The sequence below is a fragment of the Streptomyces sp. NBC_00306 genome (assembly GCF_036169555.1).
Taxonomy (GTDB): Bacteria; Actinomycetota; Actinomycetes; order Streptomycetales; family Streptomycetaceae; genus Streptomyces; species Streptomyces achmelvichensis.
Genome location: NZ_CP108032.1, coordinates 6730005 through 6754396 on the forward strand (window position 1 = coordinate 6730005; position 24392 = coordinate 6754396).

Annotated in this window: 18 protein-coding genes; 17 read left to right on the plus strand and 1 reads right to left on the minus strand. The window is 71.1% G+C overall.

Features of this window, described 5'->3' with window-relative positions; translation table 11 throughout:
* The 16 genes from OHA05_RS30065 (at position 1) to OHA05_RS30140 (ending at position 20486) form a co-directional block, all read left to right on the plus strand.
* Positions 1-1182 (plus strand): ROK family transcriptional regulator, encoded by a 1182-nt coding sequence (locus OHA05_RS30065; protein WP_313943138.1) that lies wholly within the window; start codon positions 1-3, stop codon positions 1180-1182.
* 297 nt (positions 1183-1479) lie between these two features.
* On the plus strand, positions 1480-3003 hold the full coding sequence (locus OHA05_RS30070) for a sugar ABC transporter ATP-binding protein (protein ID WP_313943136.1): 1524 nt from the start codon (positions 1480-1482) through the stop codon (positions 3001-3003).
* Positions 3000-4031 (plus strand): ABC transporter permease, encoded by a 1032-nt coding sequence (locus tag OHA05_RS30075; protein ID WP_313943135.1) that lies wholly within the window; start codon positions 3000-3002, stop codon positions 4029-4031. The genes OHA05_RS30070 and OHA05_RS30075 overlap by 4 nt, the downstream gene beginning before the upstream one ends.
* A gap of 74 nt (positions 4032-4105) precedes the next feature.
* Positions 4106-5152 (plus strand): substrate-binding domain-containing protein, encoded by a 1047-nt coding sequence (locus OHA05_RS30080; RefSeq protein WP_328862237.1) that lies wholly within the window; start codon positions 4106-4108, stop codon positions 5150-5152.
* Positions 5153-5198: 46 nt separating this feature from the next.
* On the plus strand, positions 5199-6401 hold the full coding sequence (locus OHA05_RS30085; RefSeq protein WP_313943133.1) for a Gfo/Idh/MocA family protein: 1203 nt from the start codon (positions 5199-5201) through the stop codon (positions 6399-6401).
* Positions 6402-6410: 9 nt separating this feature from the next.
* A complete protein-coding gene (locus OHA05_RS30090) occupies positions 6411-7415 on the plus strand; it encodes a sugar phosphate isomerase/epimerase family protein (protein WP_313943132.1) in 1005 nt (334 codons plus the stop codon).
* 285 nt (positions 7416-7700) lie between these two features.
* Positions 7701-11390, plus strand: coding sequence for a ThuA domain-containing protein (locus OHA05_RS30095; protein WP_328862238.1), 3690 nt, complete (start codon positions 7701-7703; stop codon positions 11388-11390).
* Between the two features lie 85 nt (positions 11391-11475).
* Positions 11476-12594, plus strand: coding sequence for an inositol-3-phosphate synthase (locus tag OHA05_RS30100; protein WP_328862239.1), 1119 nt, complete (start codon positions 11476-11478; stop codon positions 12592-12594).
* Positions 12591-13655 (plus strand): UbiA family prenyltransferase, encoded by a 1065-nt coding sequence (locus OHA05_RS30105; protein WP_328862240.1) that lies wholly within the window; start codon positions 12591-12593, stop codon positions 13653-13655. The genes OHA05_RS30100 and OHA05_RS30105 overlap by 4 nt, the downstream gene beginning before the upstream one ends.
* Positions 13652-14518 carry a sugar phosphate isomerase/epimerase family protein gene (locus OHA05_RS30110; protein WP_313943128.1) on the plus strand — a complete coding sequence of 289 codons (867 nt, stop codon included), beginning with the start codon at positions 13652-13654 and terminating at the stop codon, positions 14516-14518. Before OHA05_RS30105 ends, OHA05_RS30110 begins: the two co-directional genes overlap by 4 nt.
* The gene (locus OHA05_RS30115; RefSeq protein ID WP_328862241.1) at positions 14512-15135 is read left to right on the plus strand and encodes an EboA domain-containing protein; all 624 of its coding nucleotides are present in this window, start codon (positions 14512-14514) and stop codon (positions 15133-15135) included. Before OHA05_RS30110 ends, OHA05_RS30115 begins: the two co-directional genes overlap by 7 nt.
* The gene (locus tag OHA05_RS30120) at positions 15135-15983 is read left to right on the plus strand and encodes a TatD family hydrolase (protein WP_328862242.1); all 849 of its coding nucleotides are present in this window, start codon (positions 15135-15137) and stop codon (positions 15981-15983) included. Before OHA05_RS30115 ends, OHA05_RS30120 begins: the two co-directional genes overlap by 1 nt.
* A gap of 12 nt (positions 15984-15995) precedes the next feature.
* Positions 15996-17165, plus strand: a complete 1170-nt coding sequence (gene eboE / locus OHA05_RS30125) for a metabolite traffic protein EboE (RefSeq protein WP_313943125.1) — start codon at positions 15996-15998, stop codon at positions 17163-17165.
* Positions 17162-18556, plus strand: a complete 1395-nt coding sequence (locus OHA05_RS30130) for a nucleotide pyrophosphatase/phosphodiesterase family protein (protein WP_313943124.1) — start codon at positions 17162-17164, stop codon at positions 18554-18556. The genes eboE and OHA05_RS30130 overlap by 4 nt, the downstream gene beginning before the upstream one ends.
* Before the next feature lie 33 nt (positions 18557-18589).
* Positions 18590-19642: a sugar phosphate isomerase/epimerase family protein gene (locus tag OHA05_RS30135; RefSeq protein ID WP_328862243.1), complete on the plus strand. Its 1053-nt coding sequence runs from the start codon at positions 18590-18592 to the stop codon at positions 19640-19642.
* 184 nt (positions 19643-19826) lie between these two features.
* Entirely contained in the window at positions 19827-20486 is a 660-nt protein-coding gene (locus OHA05_RS30140; protein WP_313943121.1) for an HAD family acid phosphatase, read from the plus strand.
* Between the two features lie 127 nt (positions 20487-20613).
* Here OHA05_RS30140 and OHA05_RS30145 read toward each other — a convergent pair whose 3' ends face one another.
* Positions 20614-23442, minus strand: a complete 2829-nt coding sequence (locus OHA05_RS30145; RefSeq protein ID WP_328862244.1) for an AAA family ATPase — start codon at positions 23440-23442, stop codon at positions 20614-20616.
* Positions 23443-23616: 174 nt separating this feature from the next.
* Here OHA05_RS30145 and OHA05_RS30150 point away from each other — a divergent pair, with 174 nt between their 5' ends.
* Positions 23617-24285, plus strand: a complete 669-nt coding sequence (locus OHA05_RS30150; protein WP_313943119.1) for a helix-turn-helix transcriptional regulator — start codon at positions 23617-23619, stop codon at positions 24283-24285.
* Positions 24286-24392: the final 107 nt, after the last annotated feature.

Consider the following 24392-nt stretch of genomic DNA (forward strand, 5'->3'; position numbering starts at 1 on the left):
ATGACCGCTCGACCCGCGAACGCGCATCAGGCGCGACTCCTCAAGCTGCTGCGCGACGGGGGCCCCAACTCCCGTGCGCAGCTCGGCGACCAGGTCGATCTCTCCCGGTCCAAGCTCGCCGTCGAGGTCGACCGGCTGCTGGAGACCGGACTGGTGGTCGCCGACGGACTCGCCGCCTCGCGCGGCGGCCGGCGTTCCCACAACATCCGGCTCGCGCCCGAACTGCGCTTTCTCGGTGTGGACATCGGCGCCACGTCCATCGACGTGGCCGTCACCAACGCCGAACTGGAAGTGCTCGGACACCTCAACCACCCGATGGACGTCCGCGAGGGTCCGGTCGCCGTCTTCGAGCAGGTGCTGTCGATGGCCGCCAAGCTGCGGGCAACCGGCCTCGCCGAGGGCTTCGACGGCGCGGGCATCGGTGTGCCGGGTCCGGTCCGCTTCCCCGAGGGCGTGCCGGTCGCACCGCCGATCATGCCCGGCTGGGACGGATTCCCGGTCCGCGAGGCGCTCAGCCAGGACCTCGGCTGCCCGGTCATGGTCGACAACGACGTGAATCTCATGGCGATGGGGGAGCAGCACGCGGGCGTCGCGCGCTCCGTCGTGGACTTCCTCTGCATCAAGATCGGCACCGGTATCGGCTGCGGCATCGTCGTCGGCGGAGAGGTCTACCGCGGTACGACGGGCAGCGCGGGCGACATCGGCCACATCCAGGTCGAGCCCGACGGCCGCCCCTGCGCCTGCGGTAACAAGGGCTGCCTGGAGGCCCACTTCAGTGGTGCCGCACTGGCCGGGGACGCCGAGGAAGCGGCCCGCAGCGGCCGCTCCGAAGAACTCGCCGCACGGCTGGAGACGGCTGGTCGGCTCACCGCCGTCGATGTCGCGGCCGCGGCGGCCGCCGGTGACACCACCTCGATCGAGCTGATCCGAGAGGGAGGCAACCGCGTCGGCCAGGTCATCGCCGGGCTCGTCAGCTTCTTCAATCCGGGTCTCGTGGTGATCGGCGGCGGGGTGACCGGACTCGGTCACACGCTGCTGGCCAGCGTCCGGACCCAGGTCTACCGCCAGTCGCTGCCCCTGGCCACCGGGAACCTGCCCATTGTGCTGGGCGAGTTGGGGCCGACCGCCGGAGTGATCGGCGCGGCCCGGCTCATCAGCGACCACCTCTTCTCACCGGCCTGACCCCCGGGCCGGCCGCCCGGGCCGGCGCCTCACGCAACCAGCACGACGGCACCACGAGCACTGCCAGGCACCGCGATACCACGAGCCTCACCGGAACCACTGCCACCGTCAGCACCACGGCACCACAGTCACCACCGGCACGTTCAGCAACACCGCACCGCCGGCACCACGGCACCACCAGCTCTGCCGCACCACCAGCCCCACGGCACCACCAGCTCTCTCGCTCCACCCGCCCTGCCGCACCCACGCACCACGGACTGCCCGACTCACCGGCCGCACCCGCCGAGGGGATTTGTCATGGCACCAGAATCACCCCTGCTCACCATGTCCGGAATCACCAAGTCGTTCCCGGGCGTCCGCGCACTCGACGGCGTCGACCTGGAGGTCCAGGCCGGCGAAGTGCAGTGCCTGCTCGGCCAGAACGGCGCGGGCAAGTCCACCCTGATCAAGGTCCTCGCCGGAGTCCACCAGCCCGACGGCGGCACCATCACCTGGCAGGGCGAGACCGTCTCGCTGAAGTCGCCCATCGCGGCCATGCGGCTCGGCATCGCCACCATCTACCAGGAACTCGACCTGGTGGAGGGCCTGTCGGTCGCCGAGAACGTCTTCCTGGGCCATGAGCCCACCGCGGCCGGCTTCGTCGTACGCGGCGGCGAGGCCCGCGCGTCGGCGAGCAGGCTCCTCAAGCGTCTCGGACACCCGGAGATCGACCCCGGCCGCCTCGTCGGCGACCTCTCAGCCGCCCAGCAGCAGATCGTGTCCATGGCCCGCGCGCTCTCCCACGACGTACGGCTGATCGTGATGGACGAGCCGTCCGCGGCGCTCGACCCCGACGAGGTCGCCAACCTGTTCCGTATCGTCGGCGACCTCACCGCCGAGGGCGTCGCGGTCGTCTACATCTCCCACCGCCTCGAGGAGATCCGCACCATCGGCGACCGGGTCACCGTCCTCAAGGACGGTCGCGCGGTCGCGGTCGGACTGCCGGCGAAGACCACGCCGACCCGCGAGGTCGTCGCGCTGATGACCGGACGGAACGTCGAGTACGTGTTCCCCGAGCGCCCCGATCCGGTCGCGGCCGACAGCCGGCCGCCCGTGCTGCGGGTCGAAGGTCTCACCAGGAAAGGGGAGTTCGCGCCCGTCGACCTCGAACTGCGGCCGGGCGAGATCGTCGGGCTCGCCGGTCTGGTCGGCTCGGGACGTTCCGAGATCCTGGAGACGATCTACGGCGCCCGCAGGCCCACCGCCGGACGCGTCGTCGTCGACGGGACCCCGCTGCGCACCGGCAGCGTCCGCTCCGCGGTGCGCGCCGGCATCGGGCTCGCACCCGAGGAGCGCAAGGCACAGGCGCTGCTGATGCTCGAATCGGTCACCCGCAATGTGTCGGTCTCCACGCTCTCCCGCTTCTCCCGCGGCGGCTGGCTCGACGGCCGTGCCGAGCGGGCCGCGGCGCAGCAGGCGACCAGGGAACTCTCCCTGCGCCCGGACAACCCCGACGCCCGTATCCGAACGCTCTCCGGCGGCAACCAGCAGAAGGCCGTGCTCGCGCGCTGGCTGCTGCGCGGCTGCAAGGTCCTGCTGCTGGACGAGCCGACCCGAGGCGTGGACGTCGGCGCACGCGCCGAGCTCTACGCCGTGATCCGGCGGCTGGCCGACGAAGGCCTCGCCGTACTACTCGTCTCCAGCGAAGTCCCCGAAGTCCTGGGCCTCGCCGACCGGGTGCTCGTCCTGCGCGAGGGCAGCGTCGTGCACACGGCCGACGCCCGGGAGCTGGACGAGCACCGCGTACTCGACCTTGTGATGGAAGGGAGCCCGACGGCATGACGCAGCCAGCCACCCCTGCGCAGCAGGACGCGCCGCCACCCACTGCCAAGACAGCACCGGACACCGGGGGCCGGCGACCGCTCGGACTGCGCGCCGATGTCCGCAACCTCTCTCTGCTCGGTGTGCTGGCCGTGCTGATCCTGGTCGGCGGCATCACCAAGCCCGATCAGTTCCTCGCCGTCAGCAACCTCCAACTCGTCCTCACCCAGGCGTCCGTCATCGGTGTCGTCACCGTCGGTATGACGTTCGTGATCATCAGCGGCGGCATCGACCTGTCGGTCGGCGCGATCGTGGCGCTGGCATCGGTGTGGGCGACCACCCTGGCCACCCAGGAGTACGGCTTCGCCGGCATCCTGTTCACCGCCGTGATCGTGGGCGTCGCCTGCGGACTGGTGAACGGGGTACTGATCGCCTACGGGCGGATGGTTCCCTTCATCGCCACTTTGGCCATGCTCGCCTCGGCCCGCGGACTCGCTCTGCAGATCACCGACGGCAACACCCAGATCGTCACGGTGAACTCGGTGCTCGACCTCGGCGTGAAGGACGCGTACGTCCTCGGCATCCCGCCGCTGGTGCTCGTGTTCGCCGCGGTCACGGTCGTCGGCTGGCTGGTGCTGAACCGTACGACGTTCGGACGCCGCAGTGTCGCCGTCGGCGGCAACGCGGAAGCCGCCCGGCTCGCCGGCATCGACGTCCGCAGGCAGCGGCTCTACCTCTACCTGCTCTCCGGCCTGTGCTGCGGCATCGCGGCCTTCATGCTGATCGTCCTCGCCGGCTCCGGTCAGAACACCAACGGCAACCTCTACGAGCTCGACGCCATCGCCGCCGCGATCATCGGCGGCACCCTGCTGAGCGGAGGCCGCGGCACCATCGTCGGCTCCGTCCTCGGTGTCCTCGTCTTCACCACCATCACCAATATCTTCGCCCTCAACAACCTGGAGACCGCCGTCCAGCAGATCGCCAAGGGCGCGATCATCGTCGCGGCCGTCCTGGTGCAGCACCGCACCCTGCGCGGCGGGGACGCCTGACCACCAGGCCGTCCACGCCACCCCCGTCCCCCATCCCCCATCTGTCGCACCGCCCAGCGAAGGGTTGATCCGCCATGCCAGAAATCCCCGTACCCAGCCGCAGAGGACTCCTCTTCGGCACCGCCGCCATCGGCGCCGGTGCGTTGCTGACCGCCTGCACCAGCAACGAGCCCGAATCGAAGGGCGAGGCCACCAACAACGCGCCGGTGGCCGACGACAAGCCCGGCAAGGCCGTCACCATCGGCTTCGCCGGACCGCAGGCCGACCACGGCTGGCTGAACGCGATCAACCAGAACGCCAGGTCACGGGCGAAGAAGTACTCCGACGTGACACTCGACATCACTGAGGGCTCCAACGACACGGCCACCCAGATCGGCCAGATCCAGACGCTGATCAACAAGAAGGTCGACGTGCTCGTCGTCCTCCCGGCCGACGGAAAGGCCCTGACCCAGGTCGGCCTCCAGGCCATGAAGGCGGGCATCCCCGTCATCAACCTGGACCGCATCTTCGCCTCCCCGCAGGCCTACCGCTGCTGGATCGGCGGCGACAACTACGGCATGGGCCTCAACGCCGGCCGGTACATCGGCGAGCAGCTCAAGAACAAGCCCAACGCCAAGGTCATCGAGCTGGCGGGCATCGACAACCTCGAGCTCACCAAGCAGCGCACCCAGGGCTTCGACGACGCGCTCAAGAACTACCCCAACATCAAGAAGGTGGCCCGTCAGGCCGCCGACTTCACCGTCGAGTCCGGCCAGGCCAAGATGGCCCAACTCCTCCAGGCCCAGAGCCAGTTCGACGCGCTGTGGAACCACGACGACGACCAGGGCGTGGGGGCGCTGCGCGCCATCGCGCAGGCAGGCCGCGACGACTTCCTGATGGTCGGCGGCGCCGGCGCCAAGTCGGCGATGGACGCCATCAAGGCCGACAACAGCGTGCTGAAGGCCACCGTGCTCTACCCGCCGACGATGGCCGCCTCCGCCATCGACATCGCCCGCGCCCTCGGACAGGCCAAGGGTGTCAGCGGCCTCGCCGAACTCGAGATTCCCGCCTCGCTCACCCTGTACTCGGCCGTCGTCACCAAGGAGAACGTCGACCAGTACCTGCCCACCGGCTTCAGCTGACCGGCGCGCCCGCCCCCACCGAGCAGACCGACGAGGAGGAATCCGTATGGAACAGAGGGACAGTGGAGCCGCGCCGCCGACACTCGGCGTCGGCATGGTCGGATACGCGTTCATGGGCGCCGCCCACTCCCAGGGGTGGCGCACCGTGGGACGGGTCTTCGACCTGCCGATGCGGCCCGTCCTCGCCGCGATAGCCGGCCGCGACCCGTCTGCGGTGCGCGCCGCGGCGGACCGGCACGGCTGGGCCGCGGCGGAGACCGACTGGCGCCACCTCATCACCCGGGACGACGTACAGCTCGTCGACGTCTGCACCCCGGGTGACAGCCATGCGGAGATCGCCATCGCGGCCCTGGAGGCGGGCAAGCACGTCCTGTGCGAGAAGCCGCTCGCGAACTCGGTCGCGGAGGCCGAGGCGATGACGGCGGCGGCCGAACGCGCCCGTGCGCGAGGCCAGGTGGCGATGGTCGGCTTCAACTACCGGCGGGTGCCGGCCATCGCCTATGCCCGGAAGCTGATCGGGGAGGGGCGCCTCGGCACCCTCCGCCATCTGCGCTTCACCTATCTGCAGGACTGGCTCGTCGACCCGGAGTTCCCGCTGACCTGGCGGCTCCAGCGCGAGCACGCGGGCTCCGGGGCGCTCGGCGATCTGGGGGCGCACATCGTCGACCTCGCCCAGTATCTGGCGGGGGAGCCCCTCGTCGGGGTGTCGGCCCTCTCGGAGACCTTCGTACGGGAGCGTCCGCTGCTTGCCGGGGCGTCGACGGGGCTGTCCGCAGCGGGCGGCGCCGAGCGGGGTCCGGTCACGGTCGACGACGCGGCCCTGTTCACCGGGCGGCTGGCGTCGGGCGCGCTCGCCTCCTTCGAGGCCACCCGGATGGCATCGGGCCGCAAGAACGCTCTGCGGCTGGAGATCAACGGCGAGCTCGGAGCGATCGCGTTCGATCTGGAGCGGCTCAACGAGCTCTCCTTCCACGACAACACCGAGCCCGCGGCCACCGCGGGGTTCCGCCGGATCCTGGTGACCGAGTCGGAGCATCCGTATCTCGAGGCGTGGTGGCCGCCGGGTCACGCGCTCGGCTACGAGCACACCTTCACCCACCAGGCGCGCGACCTGGTCGAGGCCATCGCCACGGGCCGTCAGCCCGCACCGTCGTTCGCGGACGGGCTCCAGGTGCAGCGGGTACTCGCCGCGGTGGAGGAGAGCGCCGAGAAGAACGCCGTCTACACCCCCGTACAGGCGCACGATTAGGAGGCCTCCATGCCACGTCCGTTCACGCTCTTCACCGGCCAGTGGGCCGATCTGCCCCTCGAGGAGGTGTGCCGGCTCGCCCGCGACTTCGGATACGACGGGCTCGAACTGGCCTGCTGGGGCGACCACTTCGAGGTCGACAAGGCTCTCGCCGACCCGTCCTACCTGGACGGCCGGCATGCGCTGCTCGACAAGTACGGGCTGAAGTGCTGGGCGATCTCGAACCACCTCGTCGGCCAGGCCGTCTGCGACAACCCCATCGACGAGCGGCACCAGGGGATCCTGCCCGCACGTATCTGGGGCGACGGTGAGCCCGAGGGTGTGCGCCGGCGGGCCGCCGAGGAGCTGAAGGACACCGCCCGGGCCGCCGCCGCGTTCGGCGTGCGGACGGTGGTCGGTTTCACCGGATCCTCGATCTGGCATCTGGTCGCGATGTTCCCGCCGGTGCCGGAGCGGATGATCGAGCGGGGCTACGAGGACTTCGCCGAGCGCTGGAACCCGATTCTCGACGTCTTCGACGCCGAGGGGGTGCGGTTCGCGCACGAGGTGCACCCGAGCGAGATCGCGTACGACTACTGGACCACCAAGCGGGCACTGGAGGCCGTCGGCAACCGGCCCGCCTTCGGACTGAACTTCGACCCGAGCCACTTTGTCTGGCAGGACTTGGACCCGGTCGGCTTCCTGTACGACTTCCGGGACCGGATCTACCACGTCGACTGCAAGGAGGCGCGCAAGCGTCTCGACGGACGGAACGGACGCCTCGGCTCGCATCTGCCCTGGGGCGACCCGCGCCGTGGCTGGGACTTCGTCTCGGCCGGACATGGTGACGTCCCCTGGGAGGACGTGTTCCGGATGCTCCGCTCGATCGGCTACGACGGGCCGATCTCGGTGGAGTGGGAGGACGCCGGCATGGACCGGCTGGCGGGCGCTCCGGAAGCGCTTGCCGACCTCAAGCGGTTCGATTTCGATCCGCCCACCGCATCCTTCGACGCGGCCTTCGGAGGCGGCGACTAGCTCTCCGAGCAGTGTTCAGGCAGTTCAGCGCCCGGCGGCAGATCCGCCGCCGGGCCTGTCCGGCCTGCCCGGGTTCGCCTTTGTCCTGCGGTAGGAAAAAGTTGAACTTCCCTTCTGCACAAGGGCTTTCCGTCCAGGACGAACCCGACTACCGTCCCATGAGGTGTACAGGACATAGGTGGTCCCCGGCGTGACGGCGCACTCCGGTTCCACGATCAGCCCGCCCGGCGGTTGAGGGCAGAACACCGCCCCGCCCGTTCGACCGGCCCATCCCGGAGGACATTCGTGCACAGGAAAAGGCCCAGAGCAAGAAAATCGCTCGCACTCCTCACCGGCAGCCTCCTCGCCGCAACCTCGCTTCTCTTCACCGCACCCCAGATCGCGGCCGCCGCCGATCCCGAGCCGGCGCCGGCCGCCGAGGAGTTCCAGCAGGTCACTCTCGCCAAGGGGGGCGAGGAGACCGGCGAACCCATGTCGCTGGCCGTGCTGCCCGACCGCAGCGTGCTGCACACGTCCCGCAACGGCGAGCTGCGGATGACCGACAGCGCCGGCAACACCCGCGTGGTCGGCACCATCCCGGTCTACTCGCACGACGAAGAGGGTCTCCAAGGCATCGGCCTGGACCCGAAGTTCAGTGAGAACCGCTTCATCTACCTCTATTACGCACCCCCGATGGACACCCCCGCGGGCGACGCCCCCAATGAGGGCACCCCCGCCGACTTCGCCAAGTTCGACGGCGTCAACCGGCTCTCCCGCTTCGTCCTCAAGGCCGACGGCACCCTCGACAACGCCAGCGAGAAGAAGATCCTCGACGTTCCGGCGACGCGCGGCATCTGCTGCCACGTCGGCGGCGACATCGACTTCGACGCGCAGGGCAACCTCTATCTGTCGACCGGCGACGACTCCAACCCCTTCGCGTCCGACGGATACACCCCCATCGACGACCGCCCCGGCCGCAACCCCGCGTACGACGCCCGCCGGACCTCGGGCAACACCAATGACCTGCGCGGCAAGATCCTGCGCATCAAGGTGAACGACGACGCGACCTACTCGGTCCCCGAGGGCAACCTCTTCACGCCCGGGACCGACAAGACCCGGCCCGAGATCTACGCGATGGGCTTCCGCAACCCCTTCCGCTTCAGCGTCGACAAGAAGACGGGCATCGTCTACGTCGGCGACTACGGGCCCGACGCGGGCGCGGCCGACCCCAAGCGCGGTCCGGCCGGACAGGTGGAGTTCGCCCGGGTGACCAAGCCCGGCAACTACGGCTGGCCGTTCTGCACCGGCAACAACGACGCCTATGTCGACTACGACTTCGCGACCAAGGAGTCCGGCGCGGCCTTCGACTGCGCGGCACCCAAGAACGAGTCGCCGCACAACACCGGCCTGGTCGACCTGCCGCCCGCGCAGGCAGCCTGGATCCCCTACGACGGCGGATCGGTGCCCGAGTTCGGCAGTGGCTCCGAGTCCCCGATGGGCGGACCCGTCTACCGGTACGACGCCGCGTCCGACTCCCCGGTGAAGTTCCCGGAGGCCTACGACGGCGACTTCTTCGCCGGTGAGTTCGGCCGCCGCTGGATCAAGCGGATCGAGCAGGGCGAGGACGGCGCGGTCCAGTCCATCAACGCCGTGCCGTGGACCGGTACGCAGATCATGGACATGGCCTTCGGTCCGGACGGCGCGCTGTACGTGCTGGACTACGGAACCGCCTGGTTCGGTGGTGACGAGAACTCCGGCCTCTACCGGATCGAGAACGCCACCGGCGGACGCTCACCCGTCGCCGAGGCCTCGGCCAGTAAGACCTCCGGCAAGGCGCCCCTGAAGGTCGCCTTCTCCTCGGCCGGCACCACCGACGGTGACGGCGATGCCCTCACCTACGCCTGGGACTTCGGCGACGGCGGCACGTCCACCGACGCCAACCCCAGCCACACGTACAAGAAGAACGGCACCTACACCGCGACCGTCACAGCCAAGGACTCGACCGGCCGCACCGGCTCCGCCAGCGTGCACATCGTCGTCGGCAACACCGCACCGAAGGTGACACTCGAACTGCCCGCCGAGGGAACCCTGTTCAGCTTCGGCGACGAGATCCCCTTCAAGGTCACGGTCACCGATCCCGAAGACGGTGCCATCGACTGCGCCAAGGTCAAGGTGACGTACATCCTCGGCCATGACAGCCACGGGCACCCCGTGACCTCGGCCAACGGCTGCACCGGCACCATCAAGACCTCCTCCGACGGCGGACACGACCCCAACGCCAACATCTTCGGAGTCTTCGACGCCGAGTACACCGACGGCGGAGGCGGCGGTCAGGCCGCGCTCACCTCGCACGACCAGGCGCAGCTCCAGCCGCGCCACCGGCAGGCCGAGCACTTCACCGGCTCCTCCGGCATCAAGGTCTACGACAAGGCGAGCGCCAACGGCGGCAAGACCGTCGGTGACATCGACAACGACGACTGGATCTCCTTCAAGCCGTACAACCTGACCGGCTCCACCAAGCTCACCGCCCGGATCTCCTCCGGCGGGGCCGGCGGCTTCCTCGAGGTGCGCACCGGTTCGGCGAAGGGCCCGATCCTCGGCTCCGCGCCCGTGCCGGTCACCGGAAGCTGGGACACCTTCCAGGACATCGACGTGCCCCTGCGGGCCGTGCCCAAGAAGACCACCGAACTCTTCCTGGTCTTCAAGGGCGGCGCCGGAGCGCTCTACGACGTCGACGACTTCGAGCTCTCCAACAGCGCACCCGACCGGACCGCCAAGCGCGTCCTCGTCTTCTCCAAGACCGCCGGCTTCCGTCACGACTCCATCGCCACCGGAGTCGCGGCCCTGAAGGAACTCGGCAAGTCCAGCAACATCACGGTCGACGCGACGGAGGAGGCCGGGCAGTTCACCACCAGCAACCTCGCCCGCTACGACGCCGTCGCGTTCCTCTCCACCACCGGTGACGTCCTGAACGCCGACCAGCAGAAGGCGTTCGAGAACTACGTCGCCACCGGCGGCGGGTACATGGGCATCCACGCGGCCGCCGACACCGAGTACGACTGGAAGTTCTACGGCGGGCTCGTCGGCGCCTACTTCGCCTCGCATCCGCAGATCCAGCCCGCGACCGTGCGGGTCGAGGACCACACCCACCCCTCGACCGCGCACCTCGACGAGGCCTGGGAGCGCACGGACGAGTGGTACAACTACCGCACCAACCCGCGTGACCAGGCCCGGGTGCTGGCGACCCTGGACGAGACCACCTACCAGGGCGGCACGATGAAGGGCGACCACCCGATCGCCTGGTGCCAGACCTACGAGGGCGGCCGTTCCTTCTACACCGGCGGCGGCCACACCAAGGAGTCGTACGCCGAGCCGGCCTTCAAGCAGCACCTGCTGGGCGGCCTGCGCTACGCCTCCGGCCAGGTCAAGGCCGACTGCAAGCCCCAGACCGGCTACCGCTCCATCTTCAACGGCAAGACGCTGGAGGGCTGGAAGCAGGCCGGGCCCGGCAAGTTCAACGTCGTCGACGGCGAGATGCGCACCGAGGGCGGCATGGGCATGGCCTGGTACCAGGCCAAGGAGCTGAAGTCGTACTCCCTCAAGCTCGACTGGAAGCTCGACGGCGACGACAACTCCGGTGTCTTCGTGGGCTTCCCGGCCTCCGACGACCCCTGGTCGGCCGTGAACAACGGCTACGAGGTGCAGATCGACGCCACCGACGCCGCCGACCGCACCACGGGCGCGGTCTACGGCTTCAAGTCGGCGGACATCAAGGCCCGCGACCGCGTCCTGCGGCCGCCGGGACAGTGGAACAGCTACGAGATCAAGGTCCAGGGTGAACGTCTCCAGGTCTTCCTGAACGGCGTGAAGATCAACGACTACACCAACACGGACCCGGCCCGCAGTCTGAAGGACGGCTACATCGGTCTCCAGAACCACGGAGCCGGCGACCAGGCGTCCTTCCGCAACATCCAACTCAGGGAGCTGCCCTCCTAGGCGCCCCCCAGACGGCGGCGGGCGGGGAGGCGCCGTACCCCCCGCCCGCCGTCCTCCACCCCATCGCAAGGCAGGGAGGCAGTCCGTGACGAACGAGAATGTAAGCACCGGAGTCTGGTTCGTCGGAGCCCGCGGCTCCGTCGCCACCACGGCCGTCGCCGGATGCGCCGCGGTCAGCGCGGGCCTGCATCCGCCGACGGGCATGGTCACCGAGACACCGCCCTTCGCGGCATCGCGGCTGCCCGCCCTGCCGTCGCTGGTCTTCGGCGGCCACGACACCGCACACTGCCCGCTGCCCAAGCGGGCCGAGGAACTCACCGCGGCCGGCGTGCTCCCGCACGGACTCGCGGCCGCCGTACGCGGTGAACTCACCGCCGCCGACGCCGAGATACGTCCCGGCGGCCCGCAGTCCGGCGACACCCGCAGCGACGAGGAACTCATCGCCGCCTTCGCCGCCGACATACGCGACTTCCGGGAGCGGCACGCACTCGCCCGGGTCGTCGTCATCAACGTCTCCTCCACCGAACCCCTGCCGGAACCGGGTGCGGTGCGGCTGCCGCCCAGCTCCCTCTACGCGGCCGCGGCCGTCCGCGCCGACTGCCCCTTCGTGAACTTCACCCCCTCCACCGGGCTGCGCACCGAGGCCCTCATGGACGCCGCCGCCGCCGGTGGACTTCCCCACGCCGGCCGTGACGGCAAGACAGGCCAGACGCTGCTCCGTTCCGTGCTCGCCCCGATGTTCGTGCAACGCGCCCTGTCCGTACGGGCCTGGTCGGGCACCAACCTGCTGGGCGGCGGGGACGGAGCGGCGCTGGCCGATCCGGCAGCCGCGGCGGCGAAGAACGCCGGCAAGGAACGCGTCCTCGCCGACGCCCTCGGCCACACCCCGCAGGGCGAGGTGCACATCGACGACGTGCCCGCGCTCGGCGACTGGAAGACCGCCTGGGACCACATCGCCTTCGACGGCTTCCTCGGTTCGCGGATGATCCTCCAGACGATCTGGCAGGGCTGCGACTCGGCACTCGCCGCGCCGCTCGTGCTCGACCTGGCGCGGCTCGTCGCCCGGGCCCACGAAGTGGGCATCGAGGGACCGCTGCCGGAGCTGGGCTTCTACTTCAAGGACCCCGACGGAGGCCCCGCCGGACTGTCCGAGCAGTTCGAGGCGCTCCTGACGTTCGCCGAGCGGCTGCGGGAGGCGGCGTGAGGAAGCGGGACCTGGGAGCCTGGGCCGAACTGCTCCGTGTCTCGGCCCTGTTCACCGTCCCCGGAGACGCACTCGCCGGTGCGGCGGCCCTCGGTGTGGCCCCCAACCGCGGCACGGCCCTCGCCCTCGGGTCCTCGCTCTGCCTGTACGAGGCGGGTATGGCCCTCAACGACTGGGCGGACCGCGACGAGGACGCGATCGACCGCCCGCACCGGCCCATTCCCTCGGGCCGTATCGCCCCGCGGTCCGCACTGGCGGCGGCAGCGGTCCTGACGGGAGCGGGCCTCGCCCTGTCCGCGGCCGCCGGCCGTCGGCCACTCGCCCTGGCCACCGCGCTCGCGGCAACGGTCTGGTCGTACGACCTGCACGTCAAGCACACCCGCGGAGGCCCGGCGGCGATGGCGGCGGCACGGAGCCTGGACGTACTGCTGGGAGCGGCGGCGACAGGAACGGCGGCGACAGGAACGGCGGCGACAGGAACGGCGGCGACATCCGGTACGGCTGCGCGCGCCGCGTCGGGCCTGGGTACGGCGGCCACCGGCATGGCGCGTGCCAGGTCGGTCGTCGGTGCGCCGGCCCGCGGCAGTTCCGTGATCGGCACGGCGGTACGCGGCGCAGGCGCCACCACCGTCCCGACGACCCGTGCCGCACTGCCCGGTGCCCTGGTGATGGGCGCGCACACCTACGCCGTCACCTCCGTGTCACGGCACGAGGCCCACGGCGGATCGACGCTCGTACCCCTCACCGCGCTCGCCGCCACCCTGGGGCTCGGGGCGCTCGGCATCCGCGAACAGCGCACCTCCCCGGGCACACCTGCGGCACGGCTGCTGGTCACCGCACTCGCGGGCGCGTACGTCCGCACCGCCGCGAAGCCCTTCCTGCACGCCGCCCTCAACCCGTCCCCGCCGCTCACCCAGCGCGCGGTGGGCGGTGGCATCCGGGCGATGATCCCGCTCCAGGCAGCGCTCGCCGCACGCGCCGGCGGCGGCGCGTCGGCGCTGGCCCTGATGGGACTCGTCCCGCTCGCCCGCAAGCTCGCACGGAAGGTGAGCCCCACATGAGCCGAAGCCCCGCTCCCTCCATCCGTCTCGGCTACGGCACGAACGGGCTGACGGACCTGCGTCTGTCCGACGCGCTCGCCCTGCTGGCCGACCTCGGCTACGACGGCGTCGGTCTCACCCTCGACCACATGCACCTGGACCCGCTGGCCTCCGATCTCGCCGCCCGCACCCGTCAGGTGTCCGCCCGGCTGGGGGAGCTGGGCCTGGAGGTCACGGTCGAGACGGGCGCCCGGTATGTGCTCGACCCGCGGCGCAAGCACGGGCCGTCACTGCTCGACGCCGATCCGGACCAGCGGGCCGCCCGGACCGCCCTGCTCATCACCGCGGTGCAGGTCGCCGCCGACCTGGGCGCTCACGCCGTCCACTGCTTCAGCGGCATCACCCCGGCCGGAACCGACGACGACACGGCGTGGAAACGCCTCACCGAGGCCCTCACCCCCGTGCTGGACGCCGCGGAACGCGCCGGAGTGCCCCTCGCCATCGAACCGGAACCGGGGCATCTGCTCGCCACCCTCGCCGACTTCCACCACCTCCGAGGTCTTCTCGACAGCCCCGCCCCGCTCGGCCTCACGCTCGACATCGGCCACTGCCAGTGCCTGGAGGCGGCGCCGCCCGCGGACTGCATCCGCGACGCGGCTCCCTGGCTGCGGCACGTCCAGATCGAGGACATGCGCCGGGGCGTCCACGAGCACCTCCCGTTCGGCGACGGCGAGATCGACTTCCCGCCCGTACTCGCGGCCCTCGCGGCCACCGGCTACCAGGGCCTGACGGTCGTCGAACTGCCCCGCCACTCCCACGCGGGCCCCGAACTCGCCCGCACCTCCATCGAGTTCCTGCGCACCAAGGGGGCGGCTGCATGCTGATGACCCGCAAGGACCTGGACAGCCGGCTCGGCGGAGCCGCCCGCGCCTGGCTCGACGAGTCGCTCGCCGAGGCCGCGCACGCCGCCGACGCCGGTGAGGACGCCACCACCGTGTACGCGTCACGCTCATGGGAGATGCGCTTCGCCGCCGCGGGCCGTCAATGCGGCCAGGACAACGCCGACACCGTCCGCGCCCTGCTGCTCGTCGAGGCACGCGCCGACGCCGCCACCCTGACCCGCCTCTACCAACAGGGCAGCGCCGCCGAACGCCGAGCCGTCCTCCTGGCGCTGCCCCGGCTCGCCCCACCGCCCTCCGCCGGCCTCCCGCTGGTGGAGGACGCGCTGCGAACCAACGACACCCGGCTGGTCGCCGCCGCCGTCGGCCCCTACGCCTGCGAGCACCTCGACCCCCACGCCTGGCGCCACGCCCTGCTGAAGTGCCTGTTCACCGGTGTGCCCGTGGAAAGCGCCCACGGACTCGAACGGCGCGTCCGCGGCGATGCGGAACTCGCCAGGATGCTCGGCGACTACGCCGCCGAGCGCACCGCGGCCGGCCGTCCCGTCCCCGCCGACCTCCACCGCGTCCTCGCCCTGACGTCCCCCACGGAGGAGATCTGATGCGCATCTTCGACCCCCACATCCATATGACCTCCCGCACCACCGACGACTACGAGGCGATGTACGCGGCGGGAGTCCGCGCGCTCGTCGAACCGTCGTTCTGGCTCGGGCAGCCCCGCACTTCGGTCGCCTCCTTCACCGACTACTTCGACGCCCTGCTGGGCTGGGAGCCGTTCCGTGCGGCCCAGTACGGCATCGCGCACCACTGCACCATCGCGCTGAACCCCAAGGAGGCGAACGACCCCCGCTGTGTGCCGGTGCTCGACGAGCTGCCCCGCTATCTCGTCAAGGACAACGTCGTCGCCGTCGGTGAGATCGGCTACGACTCCATGACCCCGGCGGAGGACACCGCACTGGCCACACAGCTCCAGTTGGCGGCCGACCACGGCCTGCCCGCCCTCGTCCACACCCCGCACCGCGACAAGCTCGCGGGACTGCACCGCACCGTCGACGTCATCCGCGAATCCGCCCTGCCGACGGAGCGCGTCCTGCTCGACCACCTCAACGAGACCACCATGAAGCACGCCGTCGACAGCGGCTGCTGGATGGGCTTCTCCATCTACCCCGACACCAAGATGGACGAGGACCGCATGGTCGCCGTGCTCAAGGAGTACGGAACCGAGAAGATCCTGGTCAACTCGGCCGCGGACTGGGGCAAGAGCGACCCGCTCAAGACCCGCAGCACCGGCGAGGCCATGCTCGCCGCGGGGTTCGGCGAGGACGACGTCGACAAGGTGCTGTGGCGCAACCCCGTGGCCTTCTACGGCCTCAGCGGCCGCCTCCAGCTCGACACCCCGGAACCGGAGCCCCTGCACGAGGGCAACTCCATCCTCCGCGGCGGGGAATGAGGAGGCACTCCTATGCGCTTCCGCCACCCCGACGGCACCACCGTCCACCTCGGCTACTGCACCAACGTCCATCCCGCCGAGACCCTCGACGGCGTCCTCGCCCAGCTCCGCGACCACTGCGAGCCGGTGCGCCGCCGTCTCGGCCGTGACCGGCTGGGCATCGGCCTCTGGCTGGCCAAGGACGCGGCCCGCGCCCTCGTCACCGATCCCTCCGCGCTGCGGGGCCTGCGCGGCGAACTCGACCGGAGAGGCCTGGAGGTCGTCACCCTCAACGGCTTCCCGTACGAGGGGTTCGGCGCCGAAGAGGTCAAGTACCGCGTCTACAAGCCGGACTGGACGGACCCCGAACGCCTCTCCCACACCACCGATCTCGCCCGGCTGCTGGCCGGCCTGCTGCCCGACGACGTCACCGAGGGCACCATCTCCACCCTGCCGCTGGCATGGCGCACCCCCTTCGACAACGTTGCCGCCGAGAGTGCCCGTGCGGCGCTGACCACCCTCGCCGAACGCCTCGACGCCCTCGAGGACCTCACCGGCAAGTCCGTCCGCATCGCCGTCGAGCCCGAACCCGGCTGCATCGTCGAGACCACCGCCGACGCCATCGCACCCCTGAGCGGCATCGCCTCCCACCGGATCGGCGTCTGCATCGACACCTGCCATCTCGCCACCTCCTTCGAAGAGCCGGAGACCGCCTTGGCCGCCCTCACCGCGGCCGGCGTGACCGTTCCCAAGGCCCAGCTGTCCGCGGCCCTGCACGCCGAGGAGCCCCATCTCCCCGAAGTACGCGCCGCGTTGGCCGCCTTCGCCGAGCCCCGCTTCCTGCACCAGACCCGCACCCGGACCAGCGCGGGCCTGCGCGGCACCGACGACCTCCCGGAAGCCGTCGCCGGCCAGGCACTGCCCGACGGTGCACCCTGGCGGTCGCACTTCCACGTCCCGCTGCACGCCCCACCCGCCCCGCCTCTCACCTCCACCCTCCCCGTCCTGAAGGACACGCTGTCCCGGCTCGTCGGGGGACCGGCGCCCCTGACCCGTCATCTGGAAGTGGAGACGTACACCTGGCAGGCCCTGCCCGCCGAGCTGCGCCCCCGCAACCGCACCCAGCTCGCCGACGGCATCGCCGCCGAACTCACCCTCGCCCGCGACCTCCTGGTCGACCTCGGCCTCAAGGAGCTGCCATGACCGACGCCGGACAGACCGCGCCCACCCCTCTTCTGGTCCTGGACGTCGTCGGTCTCACCCCTCAGCTCCTCGGGCACATGCCCAACCTCCGGGCACTGGCCGGTTCCGGCTCCCAGGCTCCGCTGTCCACCGTGCTGCCGGCCGTGACCTGCGCCGCGCAGTCCACGTTCCTGACGGGCACCCTGCCCGCCGAGCACGGCATCGTCGGCAACGGCTGGTACTTCCGCGACCTGGGCGATGTGCTGCTGTGGCGGCAGCACAACGGACTGGTCGGCGGCGACAAGCTGTGGGACGCCGCCCGGCGCGCACACCCCGGCTACACGGTGGCCAACATCTGCTGGTGGTACGCGATGGGCGCGGACACCGACTTCATCGTCACCCCCCGCCCCGTCTACTACGCCGACGGCCGCAAGGAACCCGACTGCTACACCCGCCCCCCGGAACTCCACGACGAACTCACCGGCGAGCTCGGCACCTTCCCCTTGTTCCACTTCTGGGGCCCCGGCGCCGACCTGGTGTCCAGCCAGTGGATCATCGATGCCACCCGTCACATCATGGCCACGCGCCACCCCGATCTGACCCTGTGCTACCTCCCTCATCTCGACTACGACCTCCAGCGCTTCGGCCCCGACGACCCCCGCTCCCACCAGGCGGCCACCGACCTGGACGCGGCCCTCGCCCCGCTCCTTGCCGACGCCCACCGGGAGGGCCGGACGGTCGTCGCACTGTCGGAGTACGGCATCACCCGGGTCAGCCGCACCGTCGACATCAACCGGGCCCTGCGCCGCGCCGGGCTGCTCGAAGTCCACACCCAGGACGGCATGGAGTACCTGGACGCGATGGCCTCCCGGGCCTTCGCGGTGGCCGACCACCAGATCGCCCACGTCTACGTGCGCCGCCCCGAGGACCTGGAGGCCACCCGCCAGGCGCTGGCCGACCTCCCGGGCATCGAGCAACTCCTGGACGACGAGGGCAAGAAGGCCCACGGCCTGGACCACCCCCGGGCCGGTGAGCTCGTCGCGGTCGCCGAACCGGACGCCTGGTTCACCTACTACTACTGGCTCGACGACAACCGGGCCCCCGACTTCGCCCAGCTGGTCGAGATCCACCGCAAGCCCGGCTACGACCCCGTCGAACTCTTCATGGATCCCCAGGATCCGTACGTCAGGGTCAAGGCGGCCACGGCGATCGCGCGCAAGAAGCTCGGCATGCGCTACCGGCTCGCCGTCGTCCCCCTCGACCCGTCACCTATTCGTGGCAGCCACGGCCGGCTGCCCGCACACGACGACGAAGGCCCGCTCATCATCTGCTCCACCCCCCAGGCAGTCACCGGCCGCGTCGAAGCCACCGAGGTGAAGTCCCTGCTGCTTCACCTCGCTGGACTCCACTGAACCAGACGGCACTGACAACGAGGAGTTATCCACATGAGCCGCACCTCCAAGAACCACGACCCGGAGCTCTCCCACCGTCTCAGCAGACGAGGCATGCTCGGCGTCGCCGCCGGCGCCAGTGCCGCCGCCCTGCTCGGCGCGGCCGTCCCCGCGTCCGCGGCCCCGGTGACGGCGGCCCAGGACCGGGGACACGGCCGAGGCGGTCCCGTCCTGCCGCCCGGGCGTCTCGGCATCCAGCTCTACTCGCTGCGGGACAAGGTCTCCACGCTCGGTTTCGCGCCCGTGTTCGCGGAGCTGGCGAAGTACGGCTACGACGAGGTCGAGTTCGCCGGCTACACCCAGGGCTCCGCGGGCCCCATCACCCTCGCCCAGCTCAAGCGGCTGGCCAGGGACCACGGCCTGAACCCCATCGGCAGTCACGTCAACTACTACGACGACAACAACCCGGACGCGTACAGCTTCGCGCAGAACCTGGAGAAGGTGCTCGACGACGCCCAGGCCCTCGGGCTCAAGCACATCGGCACCGCGTCCGGCCCCTGGCGCTACGGCGCGACCGTCGACGGCTGGAAGCGCGCCGCCGAGGACTTCAACACCTATGGCGCCGCCGCGCGGAGGCGCGGCATGAAGTTCTACCAGCACAACCACGCCGAGGAGTTCTCCTTCGCCACCGACAAGCCGAACGTCCGTCTCTACGACGTGCTGCTCGCCGAGACCGACCCGAGCCTCGTCTATCTGGAGATGGACATCTACTGGGCGTACGTGGGCCAGTTCCGCTTCGGCAAGCGGGTCGACGGCACCCCCGCACCCTTCGACCCGCTGCGCTACGTCCTTCGGCAGCCGCACCGCTACCCGCTCTTCCACGTCAAGGACGGCGAGCGCAACGAGGCGGCCCGCGACGGTTACGACATGGTCGACGTCGGTGACGGCGACATCGACTACAAGCGCTTCATCTCGGCGGTGAACAAGACCCACGGCGGCCGCCGCGACCACCACTGGCAGGCGGAGCACGACAACCCGGTCGAGTCCTTCGCGTTCGCCCGCAAGTCCAGCGCCCATCTCCACTCGCTGCGCGAGAAGGACTGCTAGACCGTCCGCTTCATCTCTCGTTCGGTTCGCGGACCGTTCCCGGAGGTCCGTCGAGAATCTTGCTACCGGCCAGTAGAGGGAACGTAAGGTTCCGTCCATCATGGGACGCGAGCATGTCAAGGCCCTCCGTCCGTACCGGACGGGGGGCTTTCCCTGAGCTGTTCCGAGACCAGGAGAACCCCCCATGCATGCAGGCAAGTGGAGAGTCCGGTCGGTGGCGGGCGTCGCCGCACTGGCGTTCACCGTGGCCACACCCGTGGCCACCGCCGCGACCCCGGCACCGTCGGACGGCCCGGCGGCCAAGGCCGCTTCCACGGCGCAGAAGTCAAACGGTCCGTTCCTCGCCGATGTCGACTACGCGACCTGGCAGCGCGATGTGAAGGCCGTCATCGATGTCGCGCGCCCCTACATCGAGCAGCGCACCGCGAACCCCGGTGGCAAGAAGCAGGCCATCGTTCTCGACATCGACAACACCTCGCTGGAGACGGACTTCCACTACTTCTGGGAGATCCCGACCCCCGCGGTGAAGCCGGTGCTGGACCTCGCCACGTACGCGGAGTCCCGCGGCGTGGACATCTTCTTCGTCACCGCGCGCCCGGGCATCATCTACTCGCTCACCGAGTACAACCTGGAGCGGGTCGGCTTCCCGGTCGACGGTCTGTACGTACGTGACCTGCCCGACCTCTTCCACGAGGTCAGCAAGTACAAGACCGACAAGCGCACCGAGATCGAGGCCAAGGGCTACACGATCATCGCCAACATCGGCAACAACACCACCGACCTGGTGGGCGGGCACGCCGAGAAGACGTTCAAGCTGCCCGACTACGACGGCGACCTCTCCTAGGTCACTCCCTGGTCACATCCGCGGGTCTGACGTTCCGCGGGTCCGCCGTGCACGTCGAGGGGGCCGTCACGACCGGACCGACCGGTGGTGACGGCCCCCTCGGCCTTCTCCCGAGGGGGAAGCGGGCTCAGTCGGCCGGCCCGGTATCGCCCTGCTCCGGTTCGGCCGACTCCGCATCCGCGGGCCCTTCGTCGAGCGCGGTGGCGAGCTCCGTCCGGCGCCGGATGCCCATCTTGCGGTAGGTGCTGGTCAGATGGGTCTCGACGGTGCGCCGTGCGAGGTGCAGCAGTTCAGCGATCTCGGCGTTCGTCATGCCGCCGGCGGCGAGCGCGGCGATCCGCCGCTCGCTTCCGGTGAGCGCCTCGGCCCCGGTGAGCGCCGTCGCGACACGGCGCGCGCCGCCCTCGCGCAGGGCCTCCTCGGCGAGGGACCGCAGCCGCACGGCACCCAGCCGCTCGGCGAGTTCGGACGCCTCCCGCAGGGAGTCGCGCGCCCGCGCCCGCTCTCCGGCGGCGGTGAGCTGCCGCCCCCGCGCGACGAGCGCCGGCAGCAACTCCGTCTCCACCGACGCGTCCCGCAGCAGCCGCACCGCCCGGTCCGTGAGCTCCAGTCCGCGCCGCCCGCCCGTCGCCGTGCCGAGGACGCGCAGCGCCCTGCCCACGCAGCGCGGTGTGTTCCACACCCTGGCGAGCCGCAGTTCCTCGTCCGCGAGCGCGAGCGCCTCGTCCGGCCGGCCGAGCGCCAGCCGGCATTCGGCCGCCGCGGTCCGCCACGGTGTGACGACGGGCGCGACCACATCGCGCGCCGTCTGGCGGCGCCCGCACTCCAGGAAGTCCTCCAGCGCGCCTTCCGTGTCTCCCCGGGCCGCGCGCAGCACGCCGCGTGCGTAGCGGAACCGGTGCAGTTCCCAGGACTCCGGGGCGGTCCGCAGATCGAAACCGTCCGTGAGCAGCGCGGCCTCCTCCGTGCGGCCCGTCTCCACCAGCGCGATGACCGCGTGGGCCTGGGCGTTGGAGGGCGCGCGCCGGCCCACCTGTGCCGGGCCCGCCTGCGGGGCGGCGGGGGCGGCGATCAAGTCGGCGTAGCGCCCCCGGGCCGCGGCGATGTCCGTCCGCACGTTCAGCAGCGCCTCGTGCATGGGGTGCAGCAGGGACGCGCGCTGTCCGGTCAGGCCGCGCCGGATGAGCCGTTCGGCCTCGTCGAGTTCGTCGGCCCACTGGGCGACGGCGGCCGCGGTGCCCAGCAGGAACGGTTCCGCCAGCGGGTCGGGCGGTGACTCCAGCAGCGCGCGGATCCGCTTCATCGCGGAGTCCGCCGACGTCAGACCGGCTGTCGCCTCGTACCGCACCAACAGCGCCTGCCCCGCCGCGCCCACCAGGTCCGGTGTCCGCTCGGCGATCTCCCGCAGCCAGCGGTACACCTCCTCGCGTATCCCCGGGTCGTGGTCCGAGAGCAGCGCCGAGGCGGCCTGCACCGTACGGATCAGGTTCGGGTGGTCCCGCAGGGGTTCGTCCAGCGCGCGCAGGATGTCGATCGCGGTGCGCGCCTCGCCCCGCCGGGCGAGGGCAGTGCCGAGTGCCACCGCCGCACGCACCCGGTCGTGCGGCATGCCCGGCAGCCGCACCGCCTCGGTCAGCCGCGGTATGCCGGTGACCGACCGCACGGTCGCGAACTCGAGGGAGCCCAGCTCGGTGAGGACCGATGCGCGACGGGCCGCCGGCATCGGTTCGTCCAGCACCCGGCGCAGATAGGCCAGGGCGTCGTCCGTGCGGTCCTCGGAGACGGCGACGGTGGCGGCGTCCAGCAGCGCGCTGGTGGCCCAGGCCTCGCCGATCGCGTCGGTGCGCAGCAGCTGCCGGGCCACCGCCTCGGCCCGGTCGCCCCGGCGCAGCATCACCTCGGCCGCCGTACGGTGCGCCTCCTGCCGCCGGGTGCCGGACCAGCCGCTCAACACGGCGTCCCGCAACAGCGGATGGGCGTAGCGGGGGCGGCCGTCGGCGTCCGGGCGCAGCACGCCCAGGCGGGTCATGGCGGTGAGCCAGCCCGAGACGCGGGCAGGGTCGGCGCCCACCATCCCGGCGGCCAGACCGGCGTGGTCGTCCGCATCCCCGGGGACGTCGTCCACGGCGGCGAGCGCGCGGGCGACGTCCGCGGTGGCCTGCCCCGCGCTGTCCAGCCACCAGGAGACCGCGGACGGGTAGGCACCCGGGTACAGGGCGGCGCAGGTTTCCGGCACGGCGGCCGGGCGGTCGTCCGGGTCCTCGGGGCGCAGATCGTCCAGCAGAGCGCCCAGCAGGAGCGGGCTGCCCGCGCCGGCCCGTACGCAGGCGTCGGCCCACTCCGCCGGAACGGCGGAGCCGACGGCCGAACGGACCGCGTCGGTGGCGGCGTTCGCGCTGAGCGGGGCGAGGGTGTGGCCGCGTACGAGGGCCGGGGAGAGGGTGTGGTCCAGGCAGTCCGCGGGCGGGTCGATGTCGTACTGGCTGCGTTCGGTCACCACCAGCAGCACCGGTAATCGGTCGACGTGCCGGGCCGCCTCGACGAGCCAGCGCCGCGAGGGCTCGTCGGCGAGGTGCACGTCGTCCACGGCGACCAGAAGCGGTGCCTGGGCCGCGTGCTCGCGCAGCAGCCGCCACAGCCGGGCGGCCCCGTTCCGGTCGTACGCGGTGCCGGACGATTTCGGCGACTCCTCGACGCACCCGAACTCATGCCCGGGCTGGAGGAGTTGGCGTACGGCGGCGAGGGGTGCGGCGCCGGGGGAGCAGCGGGCGCGCAGCACCCGCATGCCCCGTGCCGACGCATGGTCCGCGGCGGCCTCCAGAAGCGCGCTGCGGCCGGTGCCGGTCGCGCCTTTGAGTAACACAAGGCGGCCCGAGCCGCCCCGGGCGCGCTCGACCTCGGTGGTCACCAGGGCCAGCGCCTCCCGGCGTTCGCGAAGGGGTCCGGGGCCGTGCATCAGCGCCTCCTGCCGTGGACGGGCTCGTGGCCGATCTCGTGGTCCGTCTCGTGGTCCTCCACGATTGCGTGCGGCACCCCTGGCGCACGAGTGTGGAATGCGCCCGCTTGCCACCCGTGCCACAGAGGTGGCGAGCAACCGACCGGGCGCGTACGGGGACAGGGGAGAAGCGGTTTGCACAGCTCATTACGGACCACAGACACCGCCGCCGGGGAACCGGGGCACCGGATACCCGTGGTGGTCAACGCGGCGGATCCCGTGTCCCGTGCGGGCGCGATGAGTCTGCTGCGGCAGCAGCCGGTGATCGACTTCGTCGAGGACTCGGAGGCCGGGCCGGGCACCGTGGTCGTGCTGATCAGCGATACGCCGGACGAGACCACCCTGGCGAGACTGCGCAGACTGGTACGCAGCGACGGCGCCCGTGCCGTGCTCGTGGTGGGTGTGATCCGGGAGGCGCAACTGCTCGACGTCATCGAGTGCGGCGTCGGCACCATCGTGTGGCGGCAGGAAGCCACCGCGCAGCGGCTGTTGCAGGCCGTGCTCGCGGCGTCCCGGGGTGACGGAGACCTCCCGGGCGACCTGCTGGGGCGGTTGATCAGCCAAGTAGGAACGTTGCAGCGGACGGCCGCCAACCACTCGGGTGTTCCTTCCTCCGGTCTGGCGCCACGCGAGGTCGACGTCCTGCGACTGGTCGCGGAAGGGCTCGACACCGGAGAGATCGCGAGCAAGCTCGCCTACTCCGAACGGACCGTCAAGAACGTCGTGCACGGGCTGACCACGCGTCTGCACCTCCGAAACCGGGCACATGCCGTGGCATATGCCCTGCGAGAAGGCTACATCTGACCCAACAGGCGGGCGGACAGGGCCACTCGGGCACCGTGCTCTGCCCCCTCGACGTCCCCGGCGTGCCCTGCGGAGTCGGCGCTCCTGAGGGCACGATCGGCGGACAG